Source organism: Pontibacter silvestris, from assembly GCF_020907275.1.
GTDB classification, from domain to species: Bacteria; Bacteroidota; Bacteroidia; order Cytophagales; family Hymenobacteraceae; genus Pontibacter; species Pontibacter silvestris.
On sequence record NZ_JAJJWI010000017.1, the window covers coordinates 44,596 to 71,131 of the forward strand.

The 26,536-nt window shown below is 42.0% G+C and carries 20 protein-coding genes, 1 pseudogene and 2 riboswitches; of the genes and pseudogenes, 12 read left to right on the forward strand and 9 right to left on the reverse strand.

Features of this window, described 5'->3' with window-relative positions; translation table 11 throughout:
- The first annotated feature begins 200 nt into the window (after positions 1 to 200).
- Positions 201 to 305: riboswitch (SAM riboswitch) on the forward strand.
- 576 nt (positions 306 to 881) lie between these two features.
- From LN995_RS15425 to LN995_RS15440, 3 genes are all read left to right on the forward strand, one after another.
- On the forward strand, positions 882 to 2,993 hold the full coding sequence (locus LN995_RS15425) for a nitrite reductase (protein ID WP_229961979.1): 2,112 nt from the start codon (positions 882 to 884) through the stop codon (positions 2,991 to 2,993).
- A 264-nt stretch (positions 2,994 to 3,257) separates the two neighbouring features.
- A complete protein-coding gene (locus LN995_RS22060) occupies positions 3,258 to 4,853 on the forward strand; it encodes a TSUP family transporter (protein ID WP_317206960.1) in 1,596 nt (531 codons plus the stop codon).
- Positions 4,854 to 4,959: 106 nt separating this feature from the next.
- The gene (locus tag LN995_RS15440) at positions 4,960 to 6,126 is read left to right on the forward strand and encodes a trans-sulfuration enzyme family protein (protein WP_229961980.1); all 1,167 of its coding nucleotides are present in this window, start codon (positions 4,960 to 4,962) and stop codon (positions 6,124 to 6,126) included.
- 54 nt (positions 6,127 to 6,180) lie between these two features.
- Here the strand turns inward: LN995_RS15440 and LN995_RS15445 are convergent.
- The 6 genes and pseudogenes from LN995_RS15445 to LN995_RS15470 form a co-directional block, all read right to left on the reverse strand.
- Positions 6,181 to 6,345: pseudogene (locus tag LN995_RS15445) on the reverse strand (hypothetical protein); the annotation flags it as partial.
- Between the two features lie 408 nt (positions 6,346 to 6,753).
- Positions 6,754 to 7,188, reverse strand: a complete 435-nt coding sequence (locus tag LN995_RS15450) for an OsmC family protein (RefSeq protein WP_229961981.1) — start codon at positions 7,186 to 7,188, stop codon at positions 6,754 to 6,756.
- A gap of 107 nt (positions 7,189 to 7,295) precedes the next feature.
- On the reverse strand, positions 7,296 to 8,573 hold the full coding sequence (locus tag LN995_RS15455; RefSeq protein ID WP_229961982.1) for a sulfate adenylyltransferase subunit 1: 1,278 nt from the start codon (positions 8,571 to 8,573) through the stop codon (positions 7,296 to 7,298).
- Position 8,574: 1 nt separating this feature from the next.
- Complete coding sequence (gene cysD, locus LN995_RS15460; RefSeq protein ID WP_229961983.1) at positions 8,575 to 9,483, reverse strand: sulfate adenylyltransferase subunit CysD; 909 nt, start codon at positions 9,481 to 9,483, stop codon at positions 8,575 to 8,577.
- Between the two features lie 117 nt (positions 9,484 to 9,600).
- Positions 9,601 to 10,320 (reverse strand): phosphoadenylyl-sulfate reductase, encoded by a 720-nt coding sequence (locus tag LN995_RS15465; RefSeq protein ID WP_229961984.1) that lies wholly within the window; start codon positions 10,318 to 10,320, stop codon positions 9,601 to 9,603.
- A 337-nt stretch (positions 10,321 to 10,657) separates the two neighbouring features.
- A riboswitch (SAM riboswitch) is annotated at positions 10,658 to 10,760 on the reverse strand.
- Positions 10,761 to 10,919: 159 nt separating this feature from the next.
- Entirely contained in the window at positions 10,920 to 11,639 is a 720-nt protein-coding gene (locus LN995_RS15470) for a hypothetical protein (protein WP_229961985.1), read from the reverse strand.
- A 484-nt stretch (positions 11,640 to 12,123) separates the two neighbouring features.
- Here LN995_RS15470 and LN995_RS15475 point away from each other — a divergent pair, with 484 nt between their 5' ends.
- The 5 genes from LN995_RS15475 (at position 12,124) to LN995_RS15495 (ending at position 18,788) form a co-directional block, all read left to right on the forward strand.
- A complete protein-coding gene (locus LN995_RS15475; protein WP_229961986.1) occupies positions 12,124 to 15,525 on the forward strand; it encodes a ThuA domain-containing protein in 3,402 nt (1,133 codons plus the stop codon).
- A 181-nt stretch (positions 15,526 to 15,706) separates the two neighbouring features.
- Entirely contained in the window at positions 15,707 to 16,573 is an 867-nt protein-coding gene (locus LN995_RS15480) for an ROK family protein (protein ID WP_229961987.1), read from the forward strand.
- An 82-nt stretch (positions 16,574 to 16,655) separates the two neighbouring features.
- Complete coding sequence (locus tag LN995_RS15485) at positions 16,656 to 17,438, forward strand: SDR family NAD(P)-dependent oxidoreductase (protein WP_229961988.1); 783 nt, start codon at positions 16,656 to 16,658, stop codon at positions 17,436 to 17,438.
- A gap of 114 nt (positions 17,439 to 17,552) precedes the next feature.
- Positions 17,553 to 18,191, forward strand: a complete 639-nt coding sequence (locus tag LN995_RS15490; RefSeq protein ID WP_229961989.1) for a DsbA family protein — start codon at positions 17,553 to 17,555, stop codon at positions 18,189 to 18,191.
- Positions 18,192 to 18,428: 237 nt separating this feature from the next.
- On the forward strand, positions 18,429 to 18,788 hold the full coding sequence (locus tag LN995_RS15495; RefSeq protein ID WP_229961990.1) for a DUF1801 domain-containing protein: 360 nt from the start codon (positions 18,429 to 18,431) through the stop codon (positions 18,786 to 18,788).
- Position 18,789: 1 nt separating this feature from the next.
- Here LN995_RS15495 and LN995_RS15500 read toward each other — a convergent pair whose 3' ends face one another.
- Entirely contained in the window at positions 18,790 to 19,710 is a 921-nt protein-coding gene (locus tag LN995_RS15500; RefSeq protein WP_229961991.1) for a cation diffusion facilitator family transporter, read from the reverse strand.
- 144 nt (positions 19,711 to 19,854) lie between these two features.
- On the opposite strand from LN995_RS15500, the gene LN995_RS15505 reads away from it, so the two are divergent.
- The 4 genes from LN995_RS15505 to LN995_RS15520 all read left to right on the forward strand — a co-directional run bounded on the left by LN995_RS15505 (position 19,855) and on the right by LN995_RS15520 (position 24,349).
- On the forward strand, positions 19,855 to 20,538 hold the full coding sequence (locus tag LN995_RS15505; protein WP_229961992.1) for a response regulator: 684 nt from the start codon (positions 19,855 to 19,857) through the stop codon (positions 20,536 to 20,538).
- Complete coding sequence (locus tag LN995_RS15510) at positions 20,535 to 21,926, forward strand: HAMP domain-containing sensor histidine kinase (RefSeq protein ID WP_229961993.1); 1,392 nt, start codon at positions 20,535 to 20,537, stop codon at positions 21,924 to 21,926. The genes LN995_RS15505 and LN995_RS15510 overlap by 4 nt, the downstream gene beginning before the upstream one ends.
- A 134-nt stretch (positions 21,927 to 22,060) precedes the next feature.
- On the forward strand, positions 22,061 to 23,632 hold the full coding sequence (locus LN995_RS15515; RefSeq protein WP_229961994.1) for a SulP family inorganic anion transporter: 1,572 nt from the start codon (positions 22,061 to 22,063) through the stop codon (positions 23,630 to 23,632).
- 54 nt (positions 23,633 to 23,686) lie between these two features.
- Positions 23,687 to 24,349, forward strand: a complete 663-nt coding sequence (locus LN995_RS15520) for a carbonic anhydrase (RefSeq protein WP_229961995.1) — start codon at positions 23,687 to 23,689, stop codon at positions 24,347 to 24,349.
- A gap of 336 nt (positions 24,350 to 24,685) precedes the next feature.
- Here the strand turns inward: LN995_RS15520 and LN995_RS15525 are convergent, their stop codons facing one another.
- Together LN995_RS15525 and LN995_RS15530 are read right to left on the reverse strand one after the other, a co-directional pair.
- Complete coding sequence (locus LN995_RS15525) at positions 24,686 to 25,063, reverse strand: porin family protein (RefSeq protein WP_229961996.1); 378 nt, start codon at positions 25,061 to 25,063, stop codon at positions 24,686 to 24,688.
- Between the two features lie 158 nt (positions 25,064 to 25,221).
- Positions 25,222 to 26,172 carry an SWFGD domain-containing protein gene (locus LN995_RS15530; RefSeq protein ID WP_229961997.1) on the reverse strand — a complete coding sequence of 317 codons (951 nt, stop codon included), beginning with the start codon at positions 26,170 to 26,172 and terminating at the stop codon, positions 25,222 to 25,224.
- Positions 26,173 to 26,536: the final 364 nt, after the last annotated feature.

Genomic DNA, 26,536 nt, shown 5'->3' on the forward strand with positions numbered 1-26,536 from the left:
GCATCAGAGACACTGGTGGTGGAGTGGATTAAAGGCGGTGCTTTAAAATGCTCTTGTGCACATATACAAAGGTGCTGTAGAAGGGTACTTTCAGGTAATTGCAAGGGCAAAACAGACTCCGCAAGAAAAAGTGCCTAAACGGTTAAGTTCTTAAATATATTTTACTAACTTTGCAAAGAATATTATTGCTTACTGCGAGAAATTTATATAGAAGAGGCGAGAGAACAGGCTCTTAGACCCTCTGGCAACCATCCTTCTGGGAAAGGTGCCAATTCCTGCCCAAACGAATAGGGAAAATATAAATTACAAAACCATGAATACAACAACTAGCTTTTCTCCATCTCTAAGGTTACTTACCTTAAATCAAGGTTTTACCTTTTCCGGTGTTGCTTCTACCCAAGGCTGCTGTTGTTGCTGTTGTTGTTCCTGTTAAGGAAGCCCTGCTTATGCCCGTTTATTAATAAAGAGATTACCTCCCGGGCCTTTATTTACTCATTAATTTTTTATTCAGGCACCGATTTTATTTGCTACAGCAAGTAGAAGCATATTTGCTAAGTAGTTTTGGAGCAATATTCAGAATAATGCGTACAACAATACTTTACAACGTTCACAATCAGAGTTACACAATCTCCAAAGCGTCTTTTTGTTACAATAGAAAGCTTTAGAACTTTATAAATTGTAACAATGTTTGTTGCTACAAGTAATGTTGGCGTATCTTTATAACTTAAGGCAAGTTAACCTTAAACTAAAAAGACACCAGTTAAAGTAAACAATACAGTCTCTTTTTATCGGAAGTTTACTTCTATGTAAGTGGTAGATACCAGAAAAGGGAAATATAATTAGATAAGTATCAGTACATATTTTCAAGTAATATCTTTGAAATGCAAAGCTTTAGAACAGAAATAGAAAATCCGATAGTTGAGAGAGATATAATCGAATTGGAGAGAAAAATCCGGGAATTCCGCGAGGGTAAACTACCGGAGGATAAATTCAAGAGTCTGCGCTTGGCACGCGGAGTATACGGCCAGCGTCAGCAAGGCGTGCAGATGGTGCGTATTAAACTGCCTTTCGGTAAAGTTACGACGCAGCAGTTGCTCCGTATCGCAGGTATCTCTGACAAATACTCAACCGGAAACCTACACTTAACAACTCGCCAGGACATCCAGATTCACTTTGTGAGCTTGGACAGAACGCCTGAACTTTGGGCTGAACTAGAGCAGGACGATATTACATTGCGCGAAGCCTGTGGTAACACTGTGCGTAACGTAACCGCCTCTCCTGAAGCGGGCATAGACCCAGAGGAGCCTTTTGATGTGTCTCCTTATGCAGATGCTACATTCCGCTATTTCCTGCGTAACCCGATCTGCCAGGACATGGGCCGTAAGTTTAAAATGTCTTTTTCTTCAAGCGATAAAGACACCGCATTGGCTTACATGCACGACCTTGGCTTTATTCCTAAGGTAAAAGAGGAAAACGGCCAAACTGTAAGAGGCTTTAAAGTAATGATAGGCGGTGGGCTTGGTGCACAGCCTTCGCTGGCACACCTGGCTTACGAGTTCTTGCCAGAGGACAGGGTTATACCATTTATTGAAGGTGTGCTGCGCGTTTTTGACCGTTATGGTGAACGAAATAACCGCAACAAAGCCAGGTTCAAATACCTGATCAATAAAATTGGGCTGGAAGAAGTAATGCGTCTGGTTAACGAAGAGTCTATAGCGCTTAAGTCTCATTCTTTCGAGATTGATAACAGCATAGATTTCACACCATCGTTGCCAGAGCCTAGGGAAATTCCTGATTATGTTATAGAGAATAATAATAAGTTTAACGTCTGGTTAAGAACCAATGTGTTCAGACAAAAGCAGGAGGGTTATTGTGGTGTGTACCTAAAGGTACAGATAGGCGATATCAGCAGCGACACAGCCAGAGCATTAGTGCCTTTGGTGCGTGACTTTAGCGCAGATGAAATCAGGGTAACACAAGGCCAGAACCTGCTGCTGAAGTATGTGAGAGAAGAAGCTCTGCCTTATGTTTTTACTAAGCTGGATGAGTTAGGGTTGGCTGAACCAGGTTTCAACAGTGTGGCTGATATTACAACTTGCCCTGGTACTGATACTTGTAATCTGGGTATTTCAAATAGTACAAACATTACAAAAGTACTGGAGAATGTTATCGTAGATGAATATCCTGAGTTAATCTTCAATACCGACCTTAAAATTAAGATCAGTGGCTGTATGAACTCCTGCGGTCAGCATGGTATGGCTAATTTGGGTTTCCACGGGTCATCGCTTAAGAGTGGTAAAAATGTGGTGCCGGCACTTCAGGTATTACTGGGTGGTGGTACGCTTGGTAACGGAGAAGGCCGCATTGCTCAGAAATTACTGAAAGTGCCAAGCAAAAGAGGCCCTGAAGTATTACGCTATGTAATTAACGACTACAGAAGCAATAAGCAGGAAGGTGAGAAATTCAACGCTTACTTCGACAGACAGGGAAAAGATTACTTCTACCAGTTACTGAAGCCCCTTGCTGATCTGACAACTCTTACAGCAGATGATTTCGTTGACTGGGGGCATCAGGAAGAGTTCCAGCCAGCTATTGGTGTGGGTGAGTGTGCCGGTGTAATGATTGACCTGGTAGCTACTTTACTTTTCGAAGCTGATGAAAAACTGGAGTGGGCCTCTGAAGCGATGGAAGAAAAACGTTTTGCCGATGCTATCTACCACGGCTATACGGCCTTTATTAGCACTGCAAAAGCCTTGTTGCTGGACAAGAATGTGAAGTGTAACTCACAGAACAGCATTATTGAGGAATTTGACAAGAACTTTGTAGCCGAAGGCGTTTTTCCGTTTGAGCCTGACTTCAGAAGCTTAGTGCTGCAGATAAACCAGAACAAGCCATCTGAAGATTTTGCAAAATCTTACCTGGAAAAAGCTTCCCTGTTCTTGCAGGAAGCTTCTAGCTACAGAAAAGCACAGCGAGAGAATGTAACACTTTAAAATAATGTTAGAAGAAGTGAAACTTAAATCAGGAGCACTTCCCTGCCAAATAGAATTGAGGTATTAGCCAGCATTTGCTGGCTAATACTTTTATAAACTGACATGTAAGGCGAGAGCCTGAAAACTTTTACGTAACTATTCTGTTGCTTCGGTAAATTTAGATTTATCAGCGGTAGCGGGTATCTTTGCAGGTAAAGCCAATATCACAAAATGTGATAGCTTGCTGCTCTTGTTTTTAAAGGAAGAGTTAAGTGTGCCACAGCTTTGCAGAAAGAAGGTTCTAATATTGGCTCTGCTGAAATAGTATACATTTTTAAAATGAATGTCCAGAAAGAAACTGCAGTAATTCCGCCATCGGCTGCTATAAAAAATCAGTCAGCGAACCCGCTGTTCCCGGTGTTTCTAAAACTAGAGGAACTGCAGACTCTAATTGTTGGTGGGGGAGCAGTAGGCCTGGAAAAGCTGACAGCCATTCTTAGAAACAGCCCGAAAGCGCCTATTATTTTAGTAGCTTCAGAAATTGATACAGAAATTTCTGCCCTGGCATTAGTTCATCCAACCCTTACGCTGTTCGAACGTGAGTTCCAGGAGGCAGATTTGGATGGTAAAGATATCGTGTTGGTAGCTACCGACGATCGGGTTGTAAACAAGTCTATTCGTGATTTAGCCAAATCCAAAAAGATACTGACTAATGTAGCCGATACACCACTGGAGTGTGACTTTTATTTAGGTTCTATTGTGCAAAAGGGAAGCTTGAAGTTAGGTATTTCTACTAACGGTAAGTCACCGACAGTAGCCAAACGTATCAAGGAAGTTTTAAATGAGACTTTCCCGGATGAAACAGAGGACTTGTTGGCAAACCTTACCCAAATTCGCACAAAGCTTTCCGGTGACTTTGCTGAAAAAGTAAAGAAACTGAATGAGATAACCAGCTCACTTGTGGAACCTCCGCCAACACCGTTGCCTCTTAAAAAGAAAAGCTGGCTTGGCATAAAATCCATCTTACTAATTGTGCTGGCCGCTTTTTCTTTAATGGTAACAGGGCATATCCTTTTCAGCTATATTCCATTAAGGTCTATAGGCAATATGGCCTGGAACACACTTACCCAGATAGATTCTGAAATACTTGTTTACATACTGGCAGGGTTTATTGCACAGCTAATAGACGGAGCCCTGGGAATGGCTTACGGCGTTAGTGCGACAACTTTCCTGCTTAGCTTTGGTGTTAGCCCCGTATTTGCCAGTGCCAGTGTACATGCCTCTGAGATATTTACTTCCGGAGCCTCTGGTTTAATGCACTTAAAGTTCGGTAATGTGAACAGTAAGTTGTTTAAATCTATTGTGCTGCCTGGTGTGTTAGGCGCTATCATTGGAGCTTTCTTCCTGGTTACCCTGGAGGAGTATTTGTATCTTATAAAACCCATAGTAGCTACTTATACTTTAGTCTTAGGTGTGCTGATCATCAAAAAAACGCTCCGTAAACGCATCAAGAAAAGCCCTGTCCGCAGGTTGGGGCCATTAGCTACTATGGGTGGCTTTCTGGATGCCATTGGCGGCGGCGGCTGGGGACCAATCGTATCCTCTACCTTAATTGCGAAAGGGAGACATCCGATGTACACAATTGGCTCTGTGAACCTGGCGGAGTTTTTCGTTTCTTTTGCCAGCTCGGCTACTTTTATTGCGCTGGCGGGTATTTCTCACTGGCAGGTTATACTGGGGTTAATATTAGGTGGTATGATATCGGCGCCGTTGGGAGCCATGCTTGCCCGCAAACTTCCGGTTAAAACCATGATGATTATAGTAGGTATTGTGGTTATCATCATTAGTCTCCGGCTAATTTTTATGTCTTTCTTTAGCTAATGTGGTAGCTTAATCTTTTACTTTGATTCAATGAGTTAATTGTTAAAAGGTTTGTAATTTTATGAATTGATCAAGCTACGTAAATCTGCAATTGTAATAAATACTTATGTCTGATAAAGAAACCAAAGCCATCAGGCTTCAGGCAAAACGCTCACATAACCGTGAACACTCGGTGCCTCTTTACTTAACTTCCAGCTTCCTTTTTGAAGATGCAGAACAGGCGAGGGCTGTTTTTGCCGATGAAGAAGAAGGTAATATATACTCCCGTTACTCCAACCCTAATGTAGATGAGTTACTGGAAAAAGTTTGCTATTTAGAGAAAGCAGAAGATGGATTTGCTTTTGCCTCAGGTATGGCAGCTGTTTTTTCGAGTATGGCCGCATTACTACAAGCCGGTGACCATGTGCTGTCAGCAAGAGCAGTTTTCGGGTCTACACACCAGCTCCTGACAAAGGTTTTCTCTAAATGGGGAATTACTTATTCTTATGCTGATGCCAACGCTCCTGAAACCTGGGAAAGCCTGATTACGCCAGCCACTAAAATGATTGTGGTCGAAACACCTTCTAACCCGGGGCTGGAACTGATTGACCTGGAGTGGCTGGGAGAACTAAAGAAAAAGCATGGCCTTATTTTATTGGTAGATAACTGTTTTGCGACGCCTATTCTGCAAACACCTACCGATTATGGTGCTGATTTAGTAGTCCATTCTGCCACAAAGTATATGGACGGACAGGGGCGTGTTCTTGGTGGTCTGGTAGTTGGCTATAAAGAACTGATATCAGAAATTCGTTTCTTTGCTCGTCATACCGGTCCGGCTATGTCTCCTTTTAATGCTTGGACGATCTCTAAAAGCCTGGAAACACTATCATTGAGAGTAGAGCGCCATTGCGAAAATGCCCTTAAGCTGGCGCAGGTGCTGGAGGGTAATGAAGCCCTGGAAATGGTGCGTTATCCGTTCCTGCCATCGTTCCCGCAGTATGAATTGGCTAAGAAGCAAATGAAGCAGGGGGGAGGTATTGTTACTTTCGCTGTAAAGGGAGGCTACGATGCTGCCAGGAAGTTTATCGACAACCTGAAAATGATAAGCATAACTTCTAACTTAGGTGATACCCGAACAATTGTAACACACCCGGCTTCTACCACACATTCTAAACTTTCAGAGGAGGAAAGACAGGCAACTGGCATTACACCAGGCTTGATTCGCGTTTCTGTAGGATTGGAAAGTATAGACGATATTATTGAAGATATTACGCAGGCATTGGCTAAAGTGTAATTGCCTGAAGGTAAAATATATTCAATATTACTACTAAAAAACCCTTGGAAGCTTTTATGCTACAAGGTTTTTTGCATACAACAATTTGTATGAGCCCTTCTCATATATTGCTGATAAAGGTATTATTATGCCTCCAATAGTTATTTGATGCCTTTCAACTTTCTCTATTTTAGAAGTAGAAACAATGTAGGACTTATGCTCTCTGATGAAGTTACAATCCTGTAATTTTTCTGATTAAACTTAGATCCATTCCTTTTGTTCAAACGAAGCAAATTGGGTTCAACGGCAAAAATAAATGGGGGAAAGCCTGTAAAGATGTGGTGTAACATAATGTGACTTCAATGTTAATAATATATCAAATAAGATGATGCACAAATTAATCTATTTAACTAATGGAGGATAGAACTTTAATAAAATAGAGGGCAACGCTTTTTTAGAAAAAGAAGAAAGTTGAGGAGCACTGTTTATTTATTACAGCTAAAGTGAGAAGGCTGAAAGTAACAATCAGGAATGTGTTAAACTTTATAGGAACTAAATTCTCCGTTCTTTTCACTTATAGAAATAAAGAAAGCCATTACAAGTTAATGTAATAGCTTTCTTTTATTCCTTGAATAGGAGCTTTTATTCTTAAGCTACGGGTGCTTTTGCCGGAACTACCTCAAAAGAATGCGTAATAGTGGCTGTTTTGTAAAGGATAGCTGCTACAGAGCAATATTTGTCTAAAGAAAGGTCAATGGCTTTACGAACTTTCTCCTCATCCAAAGGACCTCCTAATTTAAAGTGAACGTGAATGTTCTTGAACAAGGAAGGTACTTCTCCGGGGGTACGCTCTGCATTAACCTTGATATCAAAGCTGTCAATCTGCTGACGCTGTTTTTTCAGGATCTGGATAATGTCTATGGAGCTGCATCCACCAAGGCCCATTAATAAAAGCTCCATAGGGCGTGCTCCGGCGTTATGGCCACCAATTTCAGGGGAGCCATCAATATTTACCTCAATGCCAGAAGATCCGGTCGCCTGGAAATGATAATCCTGATCTACTCTTGTTAAATTAACTTCCATCTCATTTATAATTTCTTTATGCAAATGCTACACAGGCAAAATAATAAAAGTATAGCCTCCCGCACAAGAAAACCTGTATGTAGAGAGACTACACTTTTACATAACTGCTATATCATATAGCTTGGTTCTTTTTCGTTGACAACATCAACTACCATACCTGCTCCTACAGTAGAGTAAGAAGTCTCATCTACTAAAATAAAACCTCCATTGGAGCGGTTGTTTCCATAGTTGTCTACAAGCAGTGGGTGAGACGTTTTAATAAACACACGGCAAATCTCATTTAGCTGTACCTGGTCTACATTTTCCATGTTATCCAGTGAGTTTACATCTATCTTATACTGTATCTCTTTCACCACACAGCGTGTGTCGCTGGAGTTATGGCGAAGCAACAGCTTTGCCCCTGGTTTCAAAGGTGTGTTATGCATCCAGCATAAGATAGCTTCAAAGCCCTGGGTGGCTTCTAAATTGTCCTCCTGCTTTACAATAACATCACCACGGCTTATATCAACAGCATCTTCCAGTTGTATGACCACTGACATAGGGGCAAAAGCCTCATCCAGCTCTTTACCGCCCAATTCTACAGACTTAATAGTAGAAGTTTCACCAGAAGGTAACACTGTTATTTTGTCACCTTTGCGATATACACCACTAATAACTTTACCGGCATAACCACGGTAGTCGTGCAGTTCGGTTGTGTGCGGCCTGATAACATACTGCACCGGGAAACGCGTATCCTTTAAATTGATATCGGATGAAACCGGAACCTCCTCCAAATGTTGTAGCAGGCTTGAGCCTGTGTACCACGACATGGCCGTTGACTTCTCTACTATGTTATCGCCTTTCAGCGCACTAACAGGTATAAATTTAATGTCTTTAGCATTTAGCTTTTGAGCAAAGCGCTTATAATCTTCTACAATTTTGTTGAAGACCGCTTCATCAAAACCAACCAAGTCCATTTTGTTTATACAGATTACCAGGTGCGGAATGCCAAGCAGCGAAGAGATAATAGAGTGTCTGCGGGTTTGCTCCTGCACACCTTTACGGGCATCCACCAGAATAATTGAAAGGCTGGAGTTTGAGGCACCAGTTACCATATTTCTGGTATACTGGATATGCCCTGGCGCATCTGCAATAATAAATTTGCGCTTTTCTGTGTTAAAGTACTTATAAGCTACGTCAATGGTAATACCCTGTTCACGCTCTGCTTTCAGGCCATCAGTAAGAAGCGATAAATCTACCTGTCCATCTTCGTTCAGCCTGCCGGAACTTTCAATGGCTTCTAGCTGATCTGCGAATATTTGTTTTGTATCGTAAAGCAGCCTGCCAATAAGGGTACTTTTACCATCATCTACACTTCCGGCAGTTATAAATCTTAATATATCCATCTTAGAAATAGCCTCCTTTTTTACGGTCTTCCATCGCCGTTTCCGATAATTTATCGTCTATACGGGTGGCACCACGCTCACTTATTTTTGATTCGATAATTTCAGCAATTACGCTGTCTATGTCATAAGCCACAGATTCAACGGCAGCTGTACAGGTCATGTCTCCCACAGTGCGGAACCGAACTGTCTTTGTGATCTTTACATCATCCGGGTCGAGGTGAATGTAGTCCGACCAGGCCATCAGCTTCCCATCGCGCACCAGACAGTCGCGCTCATGCGTGAAATAAATGTTAGGCAGCTCGATTTTCTCGCGCTTTATATAATTCCATACATCGAGCTCTGTCCAGTTGCTGATTGGGAACACGCGCACGTTTTCTCCTTTATGGATGTGCCCGTTGTAGATATTCCATAGTTCCGGGCGTTGCAGTTTCGGGTCCCACTGGCCAAATTCATCACGCACCGAGAAGATTCTTTCTTTTGCTCTGGCTTTTTCCTCGTCGCGGCGGGCTCCGCCAATACAAGCATCAAATCCGAACTCTTCTATGGTCTCCAGTAAGGTATAGGTTTGCAATCCATTACGGCTGGCGTAGCGGCCCTTAGGCTCCGACAGGTTCTGTCTCTTAATGGTGTCTTCCACATGGCGTACAATTAGCTTCTCACCTAATTTTTCTGCCAGTTCGTCGCGGTAGCGTATTGCCTCCGGGAAGTTATGGCCTGTATCTACGTGCACGAGTGGGAATGGGAATTTACCAGGTCTGAAAGCTTTTTCAGCCAGCCGAACCAATGTGATAGAGTCTTTACCACCTGAAAAGAGAAGTGCTGGTTTTTCGAACTGACCTGCTACCTCCCGCATAATATGGATGGCTTCTGCCTCCAGCTGATCAAGGTAATCAAGATATTGTTTACTCATTATTGTTGTCGTTAATCGTTATCCGACTTTCGTATTATGGTTTTAATTTAAGATAGAGAAAAGATAAGTTAATTCAGGAGAAGTTTTTTATCTTTTTCTCGTAATCCTTTTCTGAAATTAATGTGCATGCAAACCGCATTCCTTTTTAGATGTGTCTTCCCACCACCAGCGACCAGCCCTGAAATCTTCGCCTTCTTTTATAGCACGCGTGCAGGGGGCACATCCAACACTTACAAAGCCTTTATCGTGTAAAGTGTTATAAGGAATTCTATCTTTCTTTATTGCTTCACGCACCTCATCCAATGTCCAGTTCAGCAAAGGATTATATTTAATAAGCTGATTTGCCTCATCCCACTCCAACAGTTGCAGGCTCTGGCGTGCAGCTGACTGATCGGCACGTATACCTGTTACCCACAGCTTTACTTCCTTTAAAGCACGTTGCAGCGGTTCCACTTTACGAATGTGGCAGCACTGCTTTCGGTCTTCTACGGAGTTATAAAAACTAAGTGGGCCATTTTTCGTAAGCAGCTCCTCAACAGCCTCATGCTTAGGGAAATATACTTCGATTTTTTTATCGTAACGCTGATTAGTTCTATTTAGCAGACTATACGTTTCATTAAAAAGCCGGCCTGTGTCTAAGGTGAAAACCTTAATAGGTAACTCACTAGAGAAGACATAGTGGGTAATCAACTGGTCTTCAATTCCCAGACTTGAAGAAAAGGCTATATGATTCTCGAACTCTGTGGCCAGAATACGTAAGCCTTCCTCAACTGACTTGCCTTCCAGAGCAGCAAGTAGTGATGGAATTTTTGTTTCTAAAGCTGATAACTTGCTCATAAATATTGTTTTCTTTATGAATTGATAAAAGATGCCGCTGCTATTGTTAAATTATTCTGTTGATGGTGTATATCTAAATATGAAGCAACTGGCTGTTTGGAGGCACAGTTAACAGAGAACATCAGTAACAGGAAAGGCAGAAATGGCAATTGAAAGTTATGCCTGGTTTGCAACAGGCAACAAATCTTAAAGATGCAGATTTGACACTAGCAGATACAACAGCAACAACAGCAGCTAATGGTTTTATAAGCTGTTGAGAACACAGGATTGGTAAAAGCAGTGTGAATACTACTACCGGAAACTGAAGACAATGTGTTTGCTGTTTGCATTTGCTTTAAATTTATATGCTCCCGTTAGTCCGGGATAGGACTTGGCACCTTCCAAGCAGGTGGTTGCCAGAGGGTCACAGAGCCTAGTCTCTCGCCTCTTCTTTATAAATTTTTAGACTTTACTAGAGTCTAACTTATTGGAGTTGTACAAAGGTAAGGCTTTTTTTGTTATAAAAATTAATAAAGAAGGAATAATTGCCTGCTTTACAGGCTGTAGCAGATCTTTTTGTAGAGGAGAGACTAAGAAAGCAACAGAAAATGGGCTTGCTTTTAAGCAGCAAGCCCAGCTACATATTTTACCAGGGAGCGTTTAGCTATAGGCAACAGGGCATGTTCAAGCGGGCAAGGGACTTTAGATACTGCCACAAATGTGGCTGGGTTCGGTAACTCCTGGCGTTCCCGAACGAGCTGTACTTTTAGATTTTCATGTGTTAAGGTAAGACCTCTTCGTATCGTTTGCAGATGCTGCATATGTATACCACGGTACTTTTCGTATGTATTCCGGAAGACTGTAATGCGATACATATATATCATTGTCTCTTTGCCCGGAAAAGTTTCCAGAAAAAGGTAGCCCTCATTATGATACATAGGTGTGATGCCCACTGTGCTTATTTCCAAGTGCCGCTCAATAAAATCATAAAGCTCCTTACCTTCTTCAATGGCATTATCAAACAATGGAGAAGCATATAGTATAATTTCCTCAATCTGCTTCATAGCCTCATCATCTTCTATAATCTTCTCGTATACCAACTCCAGTTTTTCGAAGTCGGCACGGCTAATGCGTTTAGGAAACTGCTCGTACACTAGCTTTTTGTGTTCCTTTACCTGTAGCATATTGCGGTAATGCATAATCAGGTCAGAGAAAACAGGGTAGAGGCGCTGCTTACCAAACTCTGCTTTAGCTGTTTGCAGGTAAGCCAGCAGCATATATTTTTTATACTCGAAATCCAGCAGGCCTTCCGTTAGCCAGTTGACGGGTAGGGTGTTCATAGCCTTCAACTTTAGAGTTTAAGATTATACACTGGTTTTTAAAGAACATTAATATAAGCTTTTTACGCAACATTTGCTTCCAGTTATATAACAATAAGATGAAAAGTGTACTCTTTAAAAATAAATTCTGCTCTCATGAATAAGCCTCAGAACCTAATCAGTTGTCCTTTTAAAGTAGATAATACCGTTGTTTTAGATAATTTCTTCTATTAGAGGTGCTATATCTAAATGCTTTTATTAAATTACTACCGATTGTTTGTGTTGCACTGGTTTCTTTGTAATGCTTGCTTTTAAGTTCTGTTTTTTACTCTCAATCTGCACATGATAGAACCTGTATTAGGCAGTAATAAAAGATCAGGAGTGGCGCACTATTTCTGGAAAATTGGCAGGCAATACATCTGCTGAAAATAAATTACTGATTCTTAATATCTTGCCTTTTATTAAGCTGAAATAAATTATTTAACACCCTTAAATCTATAGATCAATGAAGATCAATGCGTCTGTAAGCGTATTTTTAGTCTTGTTGCTTATATGCTGTTCCTGTAGTAACAAACGCCCGGGAAAGCCAAAAGTACTTGTTTTCAGTAAGACCAGTGGTTTCCACCATTCAGCTATTGCCGATGGTAACACTGCTATTATCAAATTAGGAGAAGAGAATGGTTTTGAGGTAGACACAACCACCAATGCCAGTTATTTTCAGGAGGATAGTCTTAAACAATACGCAGCAGTAGTTTTCTTAAGCACAACCGGAGATGTTCTAAACCATTACCAGGAGGCAGATTTTGAGCGTTACATTCAGGCTGGCGGTGGTTTTGTAGGCATACATGCTGCCACAGACACCGAATACGACTGGGGTTGGTACGGCAGGTTAGTAGGGGCTTACTTCGTGAGCCACCCTAGGCCGCAGGAAGCAGTTTTAAATGTCGTAAACCGTAATCATGCTTCAACCGAGCACCTGCCGGAACAGTGGAAAAGGACAGATGAGTGGTATAACTTTGATAAGCTGAATAAAAATGTGAATGTGCTGATAGCGATTGATGAAAAAAGCTATGAAGGGGGAACAAATGGCGACATGCACCCTATGGCTTGGTACCATGATTATGAAGGCGGACGAGCTTTTTATACTGAACTGGGCCATACAGAAGAGTCTTACCAGAACCCGCAGTATCTGCAGCACATTTTAGGCGGCATACAGTATGCCATTGGTGATAACAAAGAGTTGGATTATGATAAGGCTGTTACACTGCGTGTGCCTGAAGATGACCGCTTTGTAAGGACAGTGCTTACGCAAGGCGCTTTCTTCGAACCTACTGAAATGGCTATTCTCCCCAACCTGGATATTCTGGTGGCGCAGCGTCGTGGCGAGATCATGCTTTTTGATCATGAAACAGAGGATGTAAGGCAGGTAGGCTTTTTGGATGTTTACCACATGGCGCAGGTTCCGGATGTAAATGCAGAAGAAGGAGTGCTGGGCATTGCTGCTGATCCTGATTTCAGGGAGAATAACTTTGTGTTTATCTACTATAGTCCTGCGGACACCTCTGTAAATCGTCTTTCTCGCTTTGTTTACAGGGATGGGGTGTTAGACATGAAGTCGGAGAAAGTTATTCTGCAGCTTTACTCACAGCGGAATATCTGCTGCCATACCGGTGGTTCTATTGCTTTTGGCCCTGGTAATTTATTGTACTTGTCTACAGGCGACAACTCTACCCCGTTCGATGAAAAAGGCCAGCGCTATACCAATAATGGATATGCTCCTTTAGATGACCGTCCGGGGCATGAGCAGTTTGATGCCCGACGTACATCAGGTAACACCAACGATCTTCGGGGTAAAATTATCCGCATAAAAGTAAATGAAGATGGCACATATAGCATACCCGAAGGTAACCTTTTCCCGGGCAACAACCCAAAAGCACGACCAGAGATTTACACTATGGGCCACCGAAACCCATACCGCATTTCTGTAGATCAGAAGAACGGATACCTTTATTGGGGAGACGTAGGGCCGGATGCCCGTGAGGATAGCTTGATAGCCCGTGGCCCCAGAGGCTACGACGAAGTGAACCAGGCACGTAAGCCGGGCTACTTTGGCTGGCCCTTATTCATTGGAGATAACTACGCTTACCATCAGTACAATTATGCTACCGGAGATGCAGGGCCTACTGCCGACCCCGCCAAACCTGTTAATCGCTCCCGAAACAATACAGGTCTTCAGCAGTTGCCTCCGGCACAGCCAGCATTTATCTGGTATCCTTACGGAGAATCCCCAGACTTCCCGCAGGTAGGTTCTGGTGGCCGAAGTGCTATGGCAGGTCCTGTTTATTATACCGATATGTACCCGCAAAGTACCCGCTATGCAGAATACTACAACGGCAAGCTCTTTATCTATGACTGGATTCGTAACTGGATAAAGGTAGTAACTATGCTGCCTAACGGCGACTTAGATAAGATGGAACCATTTATAGAAAACGCCGACTTTGTAGCTCCTATGGACATGGAAGTAGGCCCTGACGGTAAAATTTATGTGCTGGAGTATGGGCAGGGGTGGTTTTCCAAAAACCCTGAGGCTGGTTTATCCCGGATTGACTACCTGTCAGGAAACCGCCCACCTAAGATAAAAGAATTAACTGTAAACAAAACAAGTGGTAAACTGCCGTTTACAGCCATAGCCAAAGTGGAGGCTACTGATCCTGAGAACGACAGAATGCGTTATGTCTGGAAAGTTGGCAACAGAATAAAGGAAACTTGGGAGCCCACACTGGAATATACATTTGGTCGTGCCGGAGATAACGATATTAGTGTAGAAGTCTTTGACATAAAAAATGCTTCCGCAAAAAGTAACATAGTGTCCTTGTACGCCGGAAACGAGCAGCCTCAGGTTAACCTCGCATTGCAGGGTAACCGTAGTTTTTATTTCAAGGGCAAGCCAGTACAGTATCAGACAAAAATTGTAGACCCGGATGGTAGTGTAGACAAAAACAACCTTTTTATTTCTGCTGATTATGTTGAAGGAGTAGATCTGGCTGGTGCCTCTATGGGACATCAGGTAGTATCGGAAGAAATTTTAGGGAAAAACCTAATGCTGAACTCTGATTGCAAATCCTGTCATCAGGTAGAGGAAAAATCCATTGGGCCTGCTTTTATGCAGGTGGCGCAGCGATACCGTAAAAACCCATCTGCTTACCTGCACCTCACTAACAAGATTATTGAAGGCGGAAGTGGTGTATGGGGCGAAGCCAACATGCCAGCACACCCTGACATGAGTGCAACGGAAGCCCGGCAAATTGTAAAATGGGTGCTGTCGCTTGGAGAAACTGAAAATGCTAAGAAGTCTCTTCCTGCCAATGGTCAGCTTATGCCACAGGTAAGTACACAACAGCAGCAGAATACAATACTAAAACTTACTGCTACCTACACAGACCAGGGCGATGCAGGCATAAGGCCATTATCTGCTTCAGATGCTGTTTACTTGAGAAGCAACCTGATAGATGTGGCGGAGTTGTCAGAAGTAAAAGGCTTTGCCAGTAAAGATTCGTCTGGAAGTGAATATCTTGTTTTTCCGGCAGGGGAGGCATGGCTGAAAGTCGAGCAGCTTGATTTAACAGGCATCAGAGGAATCGGATTAGCAGGTTTTGGCAGCGGGCAAGCGAACCAATACCAGGTAGAGGTGCGGTTAGGGCAGCCAACAGGCCGCAAAATAGGAGAAGGGCAAATCAGCTTTAGTACTGCTAACGGAAGAGAAACTGCTATTGTATCTATACAGCAGGTAGTAAACAAAGAGCTTAATGATGTATATATTGTGGTGAAGCCGCTTTCTGCTGCAGGAGGGAGAAAACCGCTCCTGAAAACGGTACAGTTCCTTCCTCAGACAAGTCCGGCGTTATAATAGATCATGTAGATTAACTGTTTCTTTTTGTAAAGGAGGCTTATCTTTAACATAAGCCTCCTTTTTTTATGAGAACACTATTATTTATGCCGCTCTTAATGTAAACTTCAAAAAATGTGTTGGTTTTAGAATAATCAATTTACGTACCTTTGGCCCCTCATTATTTCAAAAGGATTTTCAAATGTATAGTTCAATTGTCTTAGGAGTAGACATCGGAGGGTCACATATTACAGCTGCTTTGATTGATCTGGAATTAAAGAACATACTTCCCAATACGCTGACACGTGAACGGGTGAATGCACAAGGTACAGTAGAGGAGATAATAACTACATGGGCTAATGTAATAGAAATGGCCTTTGCAAAAAGTTCTGGTGCTTCAAAAAGAATCGGCATAGCTATACCAGGCCCATTTGAGTATGAGAAAGGAATTTCGTTAATGCAGAACCAGAATAAATATGATGCCCTTTACGGGGTAAATGTAAAAGAGCTGCTAGGAGAGAAGTTAGGGATAAGCAAAGATGATGTTAATCTGGTTAACGATGCAGGGTGTTTTCTGAAGGGAGAAGTTTTTGCCGGAGCAGCTGTGGGGGCTGGCAAAGCTATTGGCTTAACACTTGGTACAGGCTTAGGTACCGCCAGGTATGCTGACGGTATTGCCGCTGATGCAGATTTATGGAATGCACCTTTAAAAAGCAGTATCGCAGAAGAATATATTTCTACCCGAGGCTTAGTTAATACATATAAAGAACTGTCTGGCCTACCTGTTAAAGATGTAAAAGAGCTTGCCGGACTGTATAAGGCAGACCCTTATGCTAGACAAGCTTTTGAAGTTTTTGCCGATAACCTATCCTTGTTCTTAGCATCATTTATCAAAGCCGACAATCCGGAGGTTGTGGTTGTTGGAGGAAATATTGCCAATGCCTGGGAACTGTTTATACCTATTGCTGAAGAGAAATTGGCTGAACAGGAAATATATGTTCCTTTACGCAGAGCGGTATTAGGAGAAGAAGCTGCTTTAATTGGCGCAGCAAGTTCCTGGAGTGAGTAAGTTAAAATAAAGGATACTTTTTGATGCCATGTATAGTACTTTTCTCGTTTAAGTGAACATTATAAGCCTTTTGAATACCTAAATGAAAGAATATTATTCCTCTAAAACTGTACTTATTACCGGCGGTGCGCAAGGTATAGGGCGGGGCATGGCACAGGCCTTTGCAAAAGCAGGGGCAAACGTAATAATAACTGACAATGATAAGGAAGCCGGGCAGGAAGCAACGCAATGGTTTCTGGAACAAAACCTTAAGGTGACTTTTTTACCTTGTGATGTTGCCGATGAAGAGCAGGTAAAAGAGCTGATGGAACAGGTGAAAGAAAAGTATGGGCAACTGGATGTGCTCATTAATAATGCCGGTATAGCTAACCCCTCCGTGGGTCCTTTACAAGACATGGACCTGGCAGACTTTGATCGTGTGTTGGCTGTGAACCTGCGGGGGCCATTGCTATGTACCAAATATGCGCTTGCTTTGCTGGAGAAAGCTGAACATCCTGCTGTACTTAATATTTCTTCTACAAGAGCTTTTATGTCGGAACCGAACACCTTTCCTTACTCTGCCTCTAAAGGAGGTTTGGAAGCACTTACACATTCCCTTGCTATTAGCCTTACCGAGCCCCGAATAAGGGTAAATGCCATTGCGCCAGGCTGGATAGAAACAGGCCGTTGGGAAAAGAAAAGCAAACGCTATGTACCGCAGCACAGCCAACAGGATAAGGAACAGCATCCTGTTGGTAGAGTTGGTACGCCAGAAGACATAGCGGAAGCAGCCTTGTTCTTGTGTTCTGATAAAGCTGGTTTTATAACTGGCCAAAGCATTACAATTGACGGAGGCATGACCGTGAAAATGATCTATGCTGAGTAGTTAACGCTGTAGTTATATTGTACAGCGCATGTGCCTTTTATCGTCTCGAAAAGCATAAGTAAAACCTTTGGTGCTATAATGTCGGTAAAACTAGAAGGCTAAATACTTCTGTTAATGATTCAAGCACCACAATCACCAACACTTTTGTACATCACAAACCCCATGTGTGCCTGGTGTTACGGGTTTACGCATGTTGTCAGACGCCTGCGGGCTCTGTGGCACGGCAGGCTTAATGTACGTGTACTATGTGGCGGTTTAAATGCGTATGCCACAGAACCTTTACATCAAGAAGAAAAAGAACATTTAGCCATTAGCTGGCATCGGGTGCAGGAGCGCGCGAATGTTCCATTCGATTACAGGTTCTTTATAAAGAAAAACTTTGTTTTTAATACGGAGCCTGTCTGCAGAGCTTTGCTCTGCGTTAAGCTGTTGCGTCCGGTCCTGACGCTGGAGGTATTGCGAGCACTACACTCTGCTTTTTTTGCTGATGGGGTAGATGTTACAGATTCTGCCGTGCTGGTTCGTGTTGTAGGTTTGTTTGGCATATCAGAGAATCTGTTTCTTACTTTATTTGAGTCTGAGGAAATTATGCAGCAAATGGAGGACGAATTTACCTATGTATATGATATAGGAGCTACCAACTTTCCGAGTATTTATCTTAACACCGACCATGGTGCTAAACAGGTTACTAAAGGTTATTTTGAGCTAGATCAGTTGGAGCAGCGTTTACTGCAGGTACTGGAAAGTGCCTAGCAGTTTCATTAACTATTAGTTAACGTATATTATGTGAAGGCGTGATAGGTACTTATAAGTTGTGCTTGACTGATTAAAAATCTACAGGTTACTGAGAGAATTGTTTTTAATTAGCATTCTTATGCAGTACATATTTAACATCTAAAAATAAAGATGTTTATACATCTATTTTTTAAATATTAAATAACATGTATATTTATGTGCTAAAATATATTTCTTATAGCGACCTAAACATATATGAGAAGTAAAATAACAACAAACCAGGTAGATGAGTACCTGGAGAAACTGCCATCTGATAAACTACAGTTAGCTAAAGAAGTACGACGAATAGTTCAGGATTCAGTATCACACCTGGAAGAAACAGTACGTTGGGATATTCCCTGCTATTTTTTCTATGGCCCTGTTTGTTATTTTTCCTCCTCTCGTAGTGGTATCCATTTCGGGTTTTTCCGTGGAAAGGAGCTCTCAGATCCAGCCCACAAGCTAGTGAGCCGTAATGGGCAATATCCACACATTAAAATCCGTACGCTCAGCGACGTAGATGAGGCCTATTTTGTTGATCTCATACGGGAAGCTGTATTGCTGAACCAGAACTGATCTAGGCACTACAGTTCAGCTGACTACATTCCTGATCCGGTATTTCTAGCTCCATGGTAACATGGCCTATATATATATCTGCCATTGCGTTTCGTACATTTTGTTTTATCTGCTCAGCGTCCTGTAGTTGCAGGTTTGCATCTACAACAGCATGTAAAGTGAGTACATGGTTTATGCCGTCTAAAGTCCAGATGTGCAGGTCGTGCACAGATTTTATTGCTGATATCTGTTCCAGTCGGGCCTGTACCTCAGCTGGGTTTATATGCGGTGGTGTACCCTGTAACATAATTTTCATGCTCTCCCGCAGGTTTTGTACTACATTATAAAGTACATAGATGGTAATAGCCAAGGATAGCAGCGGGTCTATAACCGGAAAATTGAAAAAGTACAATACAATACCACCGACCAACACAGCTACCCATCCTAACACATCCTCCATTAGGTGTAAGCGCACTACCCGCTCATTCAGAGAAGGCCCTCCTTTTAATTTGAGTACGGCTGCACCGTTTACAATTATACCCAGTACAGCAAAGCCGATCATTCCGGTGGCATTTACAGGCTGAGGGTTAAAAATACGGGGTATTGCTTCTGACAAAACAATAAAGGAACCTACTAAAAGAACCACCGAGTTTATTACTGCTCCGAGCATAGAGAAGCGCTTGTAACCGAACGTATAATTCTGATCGCGACCACGTTTGGCCACTTTCTCAAAGTACCAGGCTAACCCAAGCGATAGAGAGTCGCCAAGGTCATGGAGTGCATCAGAGAGTATAGCTACACTGTTAATCCAGAGGCCACCGAAAATTTCCAGAATGGTAAACCCCAGGTTCAGGAAGAAAGCTACTTTAATATTACTGCCGGCATGATGATGGTGATGCCCATGCCCTGCATGGTTATGATTATGATGATGTGCGTGTGCCATATTTATAAAAACGAATAGCAAATTAATCAGATATATGCCAAAGTGCAACAACTTCTATATTCAGCTGTTTAACATCTAATGACTACATTTGCATGAAAGTACTGTTTTACAAGCGGAACATTGCACCTAAATCTAATTAAGTTCATGAAGATATTACTGATTGAGGATGAACCTAAAGTAGCCTCTTTTATAAAAAAAGGGCTGGAAGAACAAACCTATGATATTGATCAGGCTTATGATGGTACTTTTGGGGTGAAAATGGCACTACAGAATGATTATGATCTGATCATTTTAGACATCATTTTACCTAACATGAATGGGCTGGATGCATGTCGTGAAATCCGTAGGCACAATACTTCTGTTGCCATTTTGATGTTAACAGCCCTGGGTTCTACAGATGATAAAATAACAGGTTTAGATGCCGGTGCCGATGATTACCTGACCAAGCCCTTTGAGTTTAAGGAACTGTTAGCCCGCATCAGGGCACTTATGCGACGAGGGAGTGAAGCTATAAGCAGTGAGAAACTAACCATAGCTGACCTGGAGATGGATGTTGTCAGGAAAACAGTAACAAGAGCTGGTAAACCTATTACCCTTACAGCCCGGGAATTTGCTTTGCTGTACTATTTGCTTCGTAACCAAGGCAGGGTAGTATCCAGGGTGGATATAACGGAACAGGTGTGGGAGACATCTTTCGACACAGGCAGTAACGTCATAGACGTTTACATTAACTTTCTCCGGAAAAAGATCGATAAGGAGCATGACCTAAAGCTTATACATACTCTGGTGGGTATGGGGTATGTACTTAAGGTGCAGAATGAGGTATGATAATCCGGAAAAAGCTAACGATACAGTTTACTAGCATTTTTGCTATTTTGCTGCTGGTATTTTCGTTGGGGGTATATTACTTTACATCTCTCTATCGGCAGTCAGATTTTTACGAACGTATACGGCTGCGTGCCTATGCCGCGGCACATCATGTGCTGGATGCAAATGAGCTAAGCGATTCTACGCAGCACCAGAACATGATTAAATATTACCATTCGTTGCCTTATGAAGCAGTACGGATCTATAGGAGTAATGGCGACCGTTATTTCTCTGATGGTGACGGTGAGCTTAGCATAGACCAAAAGCTGCTGGAAAAAGTGAAAAGGCAGAAGGTTGTAAGGTATGACGTGGGTGTGCGCCAGATTGTTGCTGTATTTTATCCTGATGACGAAGGCGACTTTATCGTTCTGTCTTCCTGCATTGATGTTTACAGCTTACGCAAATTGCAGCACCTGAAAGTGTTGCTTATCATCAGCTTTCTTGTTTCGATGGGCATTGTGATTGTGGCTGGCTGGGCCTTTGCAAAGCAAGCAATGAGACCGATTAAGAAGATTGTAAGCGAGGTTGAAAAGATTAATGCATCAGGCCTTAACATGCGTCTTAGCAATGCAGATGGGAAAGATGAGATTTCGCACCTGGCTCAGATCTTTAACAAGATGCTGGATAGATTAGAGCTTGCTTTTGAAATGCAAAGTACCTTTGTATCCAACGCCTCCCATGAACTGCGAACTCCGCTAACAGCTATGATAGGTGAGTTGGAGGTCGCTCTGATGAAACCACGTGAGACCAAGGAATACCAACGTGTGCTGCAATCTACGTTGGAAGACGCTCGCCTGCTGGCAGAACTTTCCAATGGTCTGCTACAGATTGCGCAGGCAAGTTTGGATTCCTCTAAAATAACACAATCTTATCTGCGCTTTGATGAGCTGGTGTGGATGGCACGGGAGCAAGCCTTGAAACGACAGCCTAATGCACGCATAGACATAGATTTTGCCAACTTCCCGGATGATGAAGATCGACTGATTATTAAAGGGAATGAGGCACTATTATTAATAGCCGTCGTTAACGTGCTGGAGAATGCAATTAAATTTTCTCCTCAGACAAGGGCTATCACCGGTTTCATAACAGTAGAGAAACTAGATGTTTCGCTAAAGGTAAAGGATCAGGGGGTTGGTATTGCGCAAGAAGACCTTAAGCATGTGTTTGTGCCATTTTTCCGTGCTGATAATGTGCGGAATATTACTGGCCATGGCATTGGTTTGCCTTTGGCAGAGAGAATTCTGAAGTTGCACAGAGGCTCAATACAGATAGACTCGAGAATAAACAAAGGTACTGAAGTAACCATAAAGCTGCCACAGGCCTACATGTTCATTCCCAATAGGGTGTGATTTTAATCTCATTTTAATTTCACGTTAACTCCATGTTAATGTTATGGGGCGATCTTTGATAAAGTGAAGGCCTCTGTAATTTTAGGCACCATTAGCATTAGTATATCCTGCTAGGGATTAACTAGAATTCAAATATGAAAGAAATAAAAAGCACACCCAGTTTTGTGGCTAATTTAGGAAAAGACATTCCGTCAGGGCTGGTTGTCTTTCTTGTTGCGCTTCCGCTTTGCTTGGGTATAGCGCTGGCCTCTGGTGCTCCATTATTTTCTGGTTTGATTACTGGTATAGTGGGTGGTTTGTTGGTTGCCTGGCTAAGTGGCTCACAGCTTAGTGTCAGCGGGCCAGCTGCAGGGCTTACCGTTATTGTGCTGAACGGTATTGAAACATTAGGTACGTTTGAGGCTTTTTTGCTAGCTGTAGTGCTGGCTGGCTTCTTGCAGCTCGTGCTAGGGTTTGTCAAAGCGGGAGTTATCGGCCTGTATTTTCCTTCGTCTGTGATTCGTGGTATGCTTGCTGCTATTGGTCTGATTCTGATTCTAAAGCAAATACCGCACTTTATGGGTGGAGATGAGGACTTTTTTGGCGAGATGGAGTTTTTTCAGGCAGACGGCCGTAATACATTCTCTGAAATTGGGCATGCCTTTGCTTCCATACAACATGGAGCTCTGATTGTAGGTATCATTTCGCTCATTATCCTGATTGTTTGGGACAATGAAAAGCTGAAGCGCCTTAAGTTTTTTAAACTAGTACCAGGTGCCTTAGTTGTAGTTCTGCTTTCTATTGCCATTAATGCTCTTTTTGAGCGTTTTATTCCTCAACTGGCTATTGCTGATACGCACCTGGTAAGCATCCCGAATATAAGCAGTGCACAGGAACTGGGGAATGAACTTCGCTTTCCAGACTTCAGCTTTTTCACAAACCCTCAACTGTACCTTGTAGCTTTTACCATAGCAATTGTAGCTAGCTTAGAAACACTGTTAAGCGTGGAGGCAGTTGACAAACTTGACCCACATAAGCGCCGCAGCGATATGAATCGGGAGCTTAAAGCACAGGGTGTAGGTAACATTGTAAGTGGTATGATAGGTGGTTTACCAATGACAGCAGTTATTGTGCGAGGCTCGGCGAACGTTGCTTCCGGCGCCCAGACAAGGTTGTCATCCTTCGTGCATGGTGTTTTCCTGTTTCTTTCTGTTTTATTCCTGGCTGGTTTCTTAAACCGGGTGCCCCTGTCAGCCTTGGCAGCTGTGTTGCTTGTAGTAGGCTTTAAGCTTACTAAGCCAAGCTTATACAAAAGCCAGATTAAGTTAGGGCACGAGCAGTTTATTCCTTTTATTGTGACTATAGTGGCTATCTTATTTACTGACCTGCTTATAGGTATTTGTATTGGTTTGGCTGTAGGTATCTTCTATATTCTGAAAGCAAATTATAATTCACCTTACTTTTTCCATAAAGAGGAGAGTACCAACCGGGAGCTTATTCGCATTAAATTGAGTGAGCATGTTTCGTTTCTTAACAAGGCCAGCATTATTATGACGTTAGATAAGTTGCCAAAAAACAGCCATGTTATTATAGACGGCGGCAACTCAGAATATATAGATTATGATGTTCTGGAGGCAATTCAGGAGTTTAAAAAAACTGCCCATGAACGCAATATACTGGTAGAACTGGTTAATATTAAAGAGGTAAGCGTTCTGGAAATGCATTAATCTGGTTTAACTGAATGGTATAACAAAAGCTATAAAATAAAATCAACAATTCATATGGAAAAAATATTTGAAAATAATAAGAAGTGGGTAGCTCAGAAACTAAGTGAAGACAAAGATTATTTTAATAAATTAGCCTTAGGGCAGGAGCCTCGTTATCTTTTTATTGGATGCTCCGATAGCCGCGTTCCTGCTGGTGAAATTTCTGGTACCGGGCCTGGCGAAATGTTCGTACATCGTAACATTGCCAATTTAGTGGTACATACTGATGTGAATTTACTGTCAGTATTGCAGTATGCGGTTGAGGTACTGAAAGTAAAAGATATTATCGTTTGCGGGCATTATGGTTGTGGCGGCGTCGCAGCGGCTGCAAGCAACCAGCAGTATGGCCTAATAGATAACTGGCTCCGTAACATTAAAGATATAATGCGCCTGCATGAGGGAGAAATTACTGCTATCAAGGATGAGGAAGCTCGTTTACGACGTTTAGTTGAGCTAAATGTAATTGAACAGGTAAGTAATCTGTATAAAACATCTATCATTCAGAATGCTATGCAGGCCAATAATCCTCCAAAGATTCACGGCCTGGTATATGACATCAAAGAGGGTATTTTAAAAGATCTTAATGTCGATTCGAACATCTTTAAACGCTACGATTACATTTATAGCATTGTGCCGGAGCCGGAAACCGTAGAGGGAAATGATGAGGCTGCGGAATAAGAATTAAAGTAAGTTTAGTCTCTATTAGGATTATTGGAAGGAAAGCCTGGTTTTATGTGCCAGGCTTTCTTCTTTTATAATAAAAGAGGTTCTTTAAAAGCCTTTAGTGTAGCTGAGAGTTACTTGAAAAGATGAATTGCGCCTAGACCTGCCTTCGTAAGCACCTTCATCGTCTACATCTTTAAAACTGCCGTTATAGCGTAAGCCTATGCCTAGGCCGCTGATGCTGCGGTAACCGATTCCGGCAGCATATCCGAAATCAATAGGATAAGGATTGTCTGTTATATCCGTTTCTGTTGTGGTGGTAGTGGTGCGGCTTCCCGAGGTGTTAGTAAGCTAATTAGTATGTGTTCCTTTTAGCAGGAAGGATATTTGCGGGCCTACTTCAAAAAAAAGCCCACTGGTTTGTATGCTGAGTAACACAGGCACGTCCAGGTAGTTTAGGCGTGTTTTCTCTTTGCTTGTTGTATTGCCGTTTGTTGTCTCAGTCTTAGCTCCTTTTGATGTAAAAAGTAGTTCGGGCTGTATTCCAATATGATTGTTGATTTCTTTTCGGGCTGTTACTCCTACTGTATAGCCAGGTCTATAGTCGTAGTTCTTTGCATCATCGCCTTTAAAAGTAGTATAATTTAAACCTGCTTTTATGCCTACTTGTTGAGCACTTGCAAAACCTGTTATTAACGCTAATCCTGCTCCTAGTATTAACTTTTTCATTCTGTTTAGCTGTTCTGAAACATATATATTAGGCACAAAACTATAAAACTATATTAGATATTAAGTACAAAAAGAATCCCCGCCGCATATTATGCGGCGGGGATTCTTTTTGTACTTAAATAAACTTAAACATTTATTTTAAACTTATTCTGTGGCTATTACCACTCATATTCTCTTCTGGAGCCTGAACCATAAGAATAGGGAGGTCCACTATAAGTTCCTCCTGAACTGTAGGTTCCGTATCTGTTATTATTGCTGCTACGATCACGGTTGTTTGAACGGTCCTGCATTTCATCCTGTCTTCTTCTTCGTTCTGCTTCATCATCTCCGAACCAAGACTTTACTTCGTCTCCTGCACGATCAAAGAAACCACGGTCATCATCATTGTATCTGTTTCGGTTTCTGTCGTTATCCCAGCTTCTGTTTCTGCTATTATCTGAAGAAAAGCGGTCTCTATCGCTATAAGATGAACCAAAGTTGTTGTCGCGGCCATAGTTAGATCCACCATAGGTTGAACCTACAGTGCCCCCATAGCTACGGTTATTGTCGCTGTTCCAGTTGTTGGAAGAGTTGCTGTCCCAGTAATCAGATGAACTTCTGTCGTTCACATCCCATCTTCTGTCTCTGTCATTTGATGAACGGTTCCAGGGATTATCAGAAGAGCGTCCCCAACCATTACCTGAGCGGTCGTAAGAACTTTGGTTGTTATTATAGCGACTGTTGCTATAGTCGTTGTCATAGCGGTTGCTGGATGAACCATAATTACGGTTAGAACCTGTACTGAATCCTAAACGGTCATGGTCAGAATCGTAGTTACTGCGGGAGCTATAGCTATTATTATTGTCGTTATTGTAATTAGAATCATAGCTGCCGGTGTTACCAGCGGACCTACCATAAGTAGAAGTACCGCCATAACCAGACGTAGCACTAGTGTCACGTCCAGCTCCTAAATCTCCAGTACGGCGACCATGGATATCCTTACCATGTGCACCGCGTTCATCACCGCCTAAACTAAAGTTATCGGAATAGTAGTTACGTGCTGAACTTCTGGATTGTGTTCTGTCAAAATCATTATATGGGTTAAAACCCGAATTTTCATAGCTTCTCATAGTCAATAAATTAAATTAGAGATCAATTTATAATCTACAGATGTTTCTACATCCTAGTATTTTTTTACGGACAAGGTTTAGTTTAGTTACTAAGCCTTGTTTTTGTAATGTTTTATTAACATTCAGTTATATAAAACAAGTGCTGTGATAGTAAAAAAACTAGGCTGAGTAAAATTTTGGTATGATTTGTTAATTGTATTATGTGTTTATAATACAAATATTATATATAATTCAATTAATGTTATGTTTTAATGTTTAATAGCACTTTATGCGTTAAAAATTAGGACTATGGCCTTGTGTTAGATTATTTGCTCTTCTTTTTTTATGTAAAAAAGTTTATCTATATTTTGTATTTAATATAGTA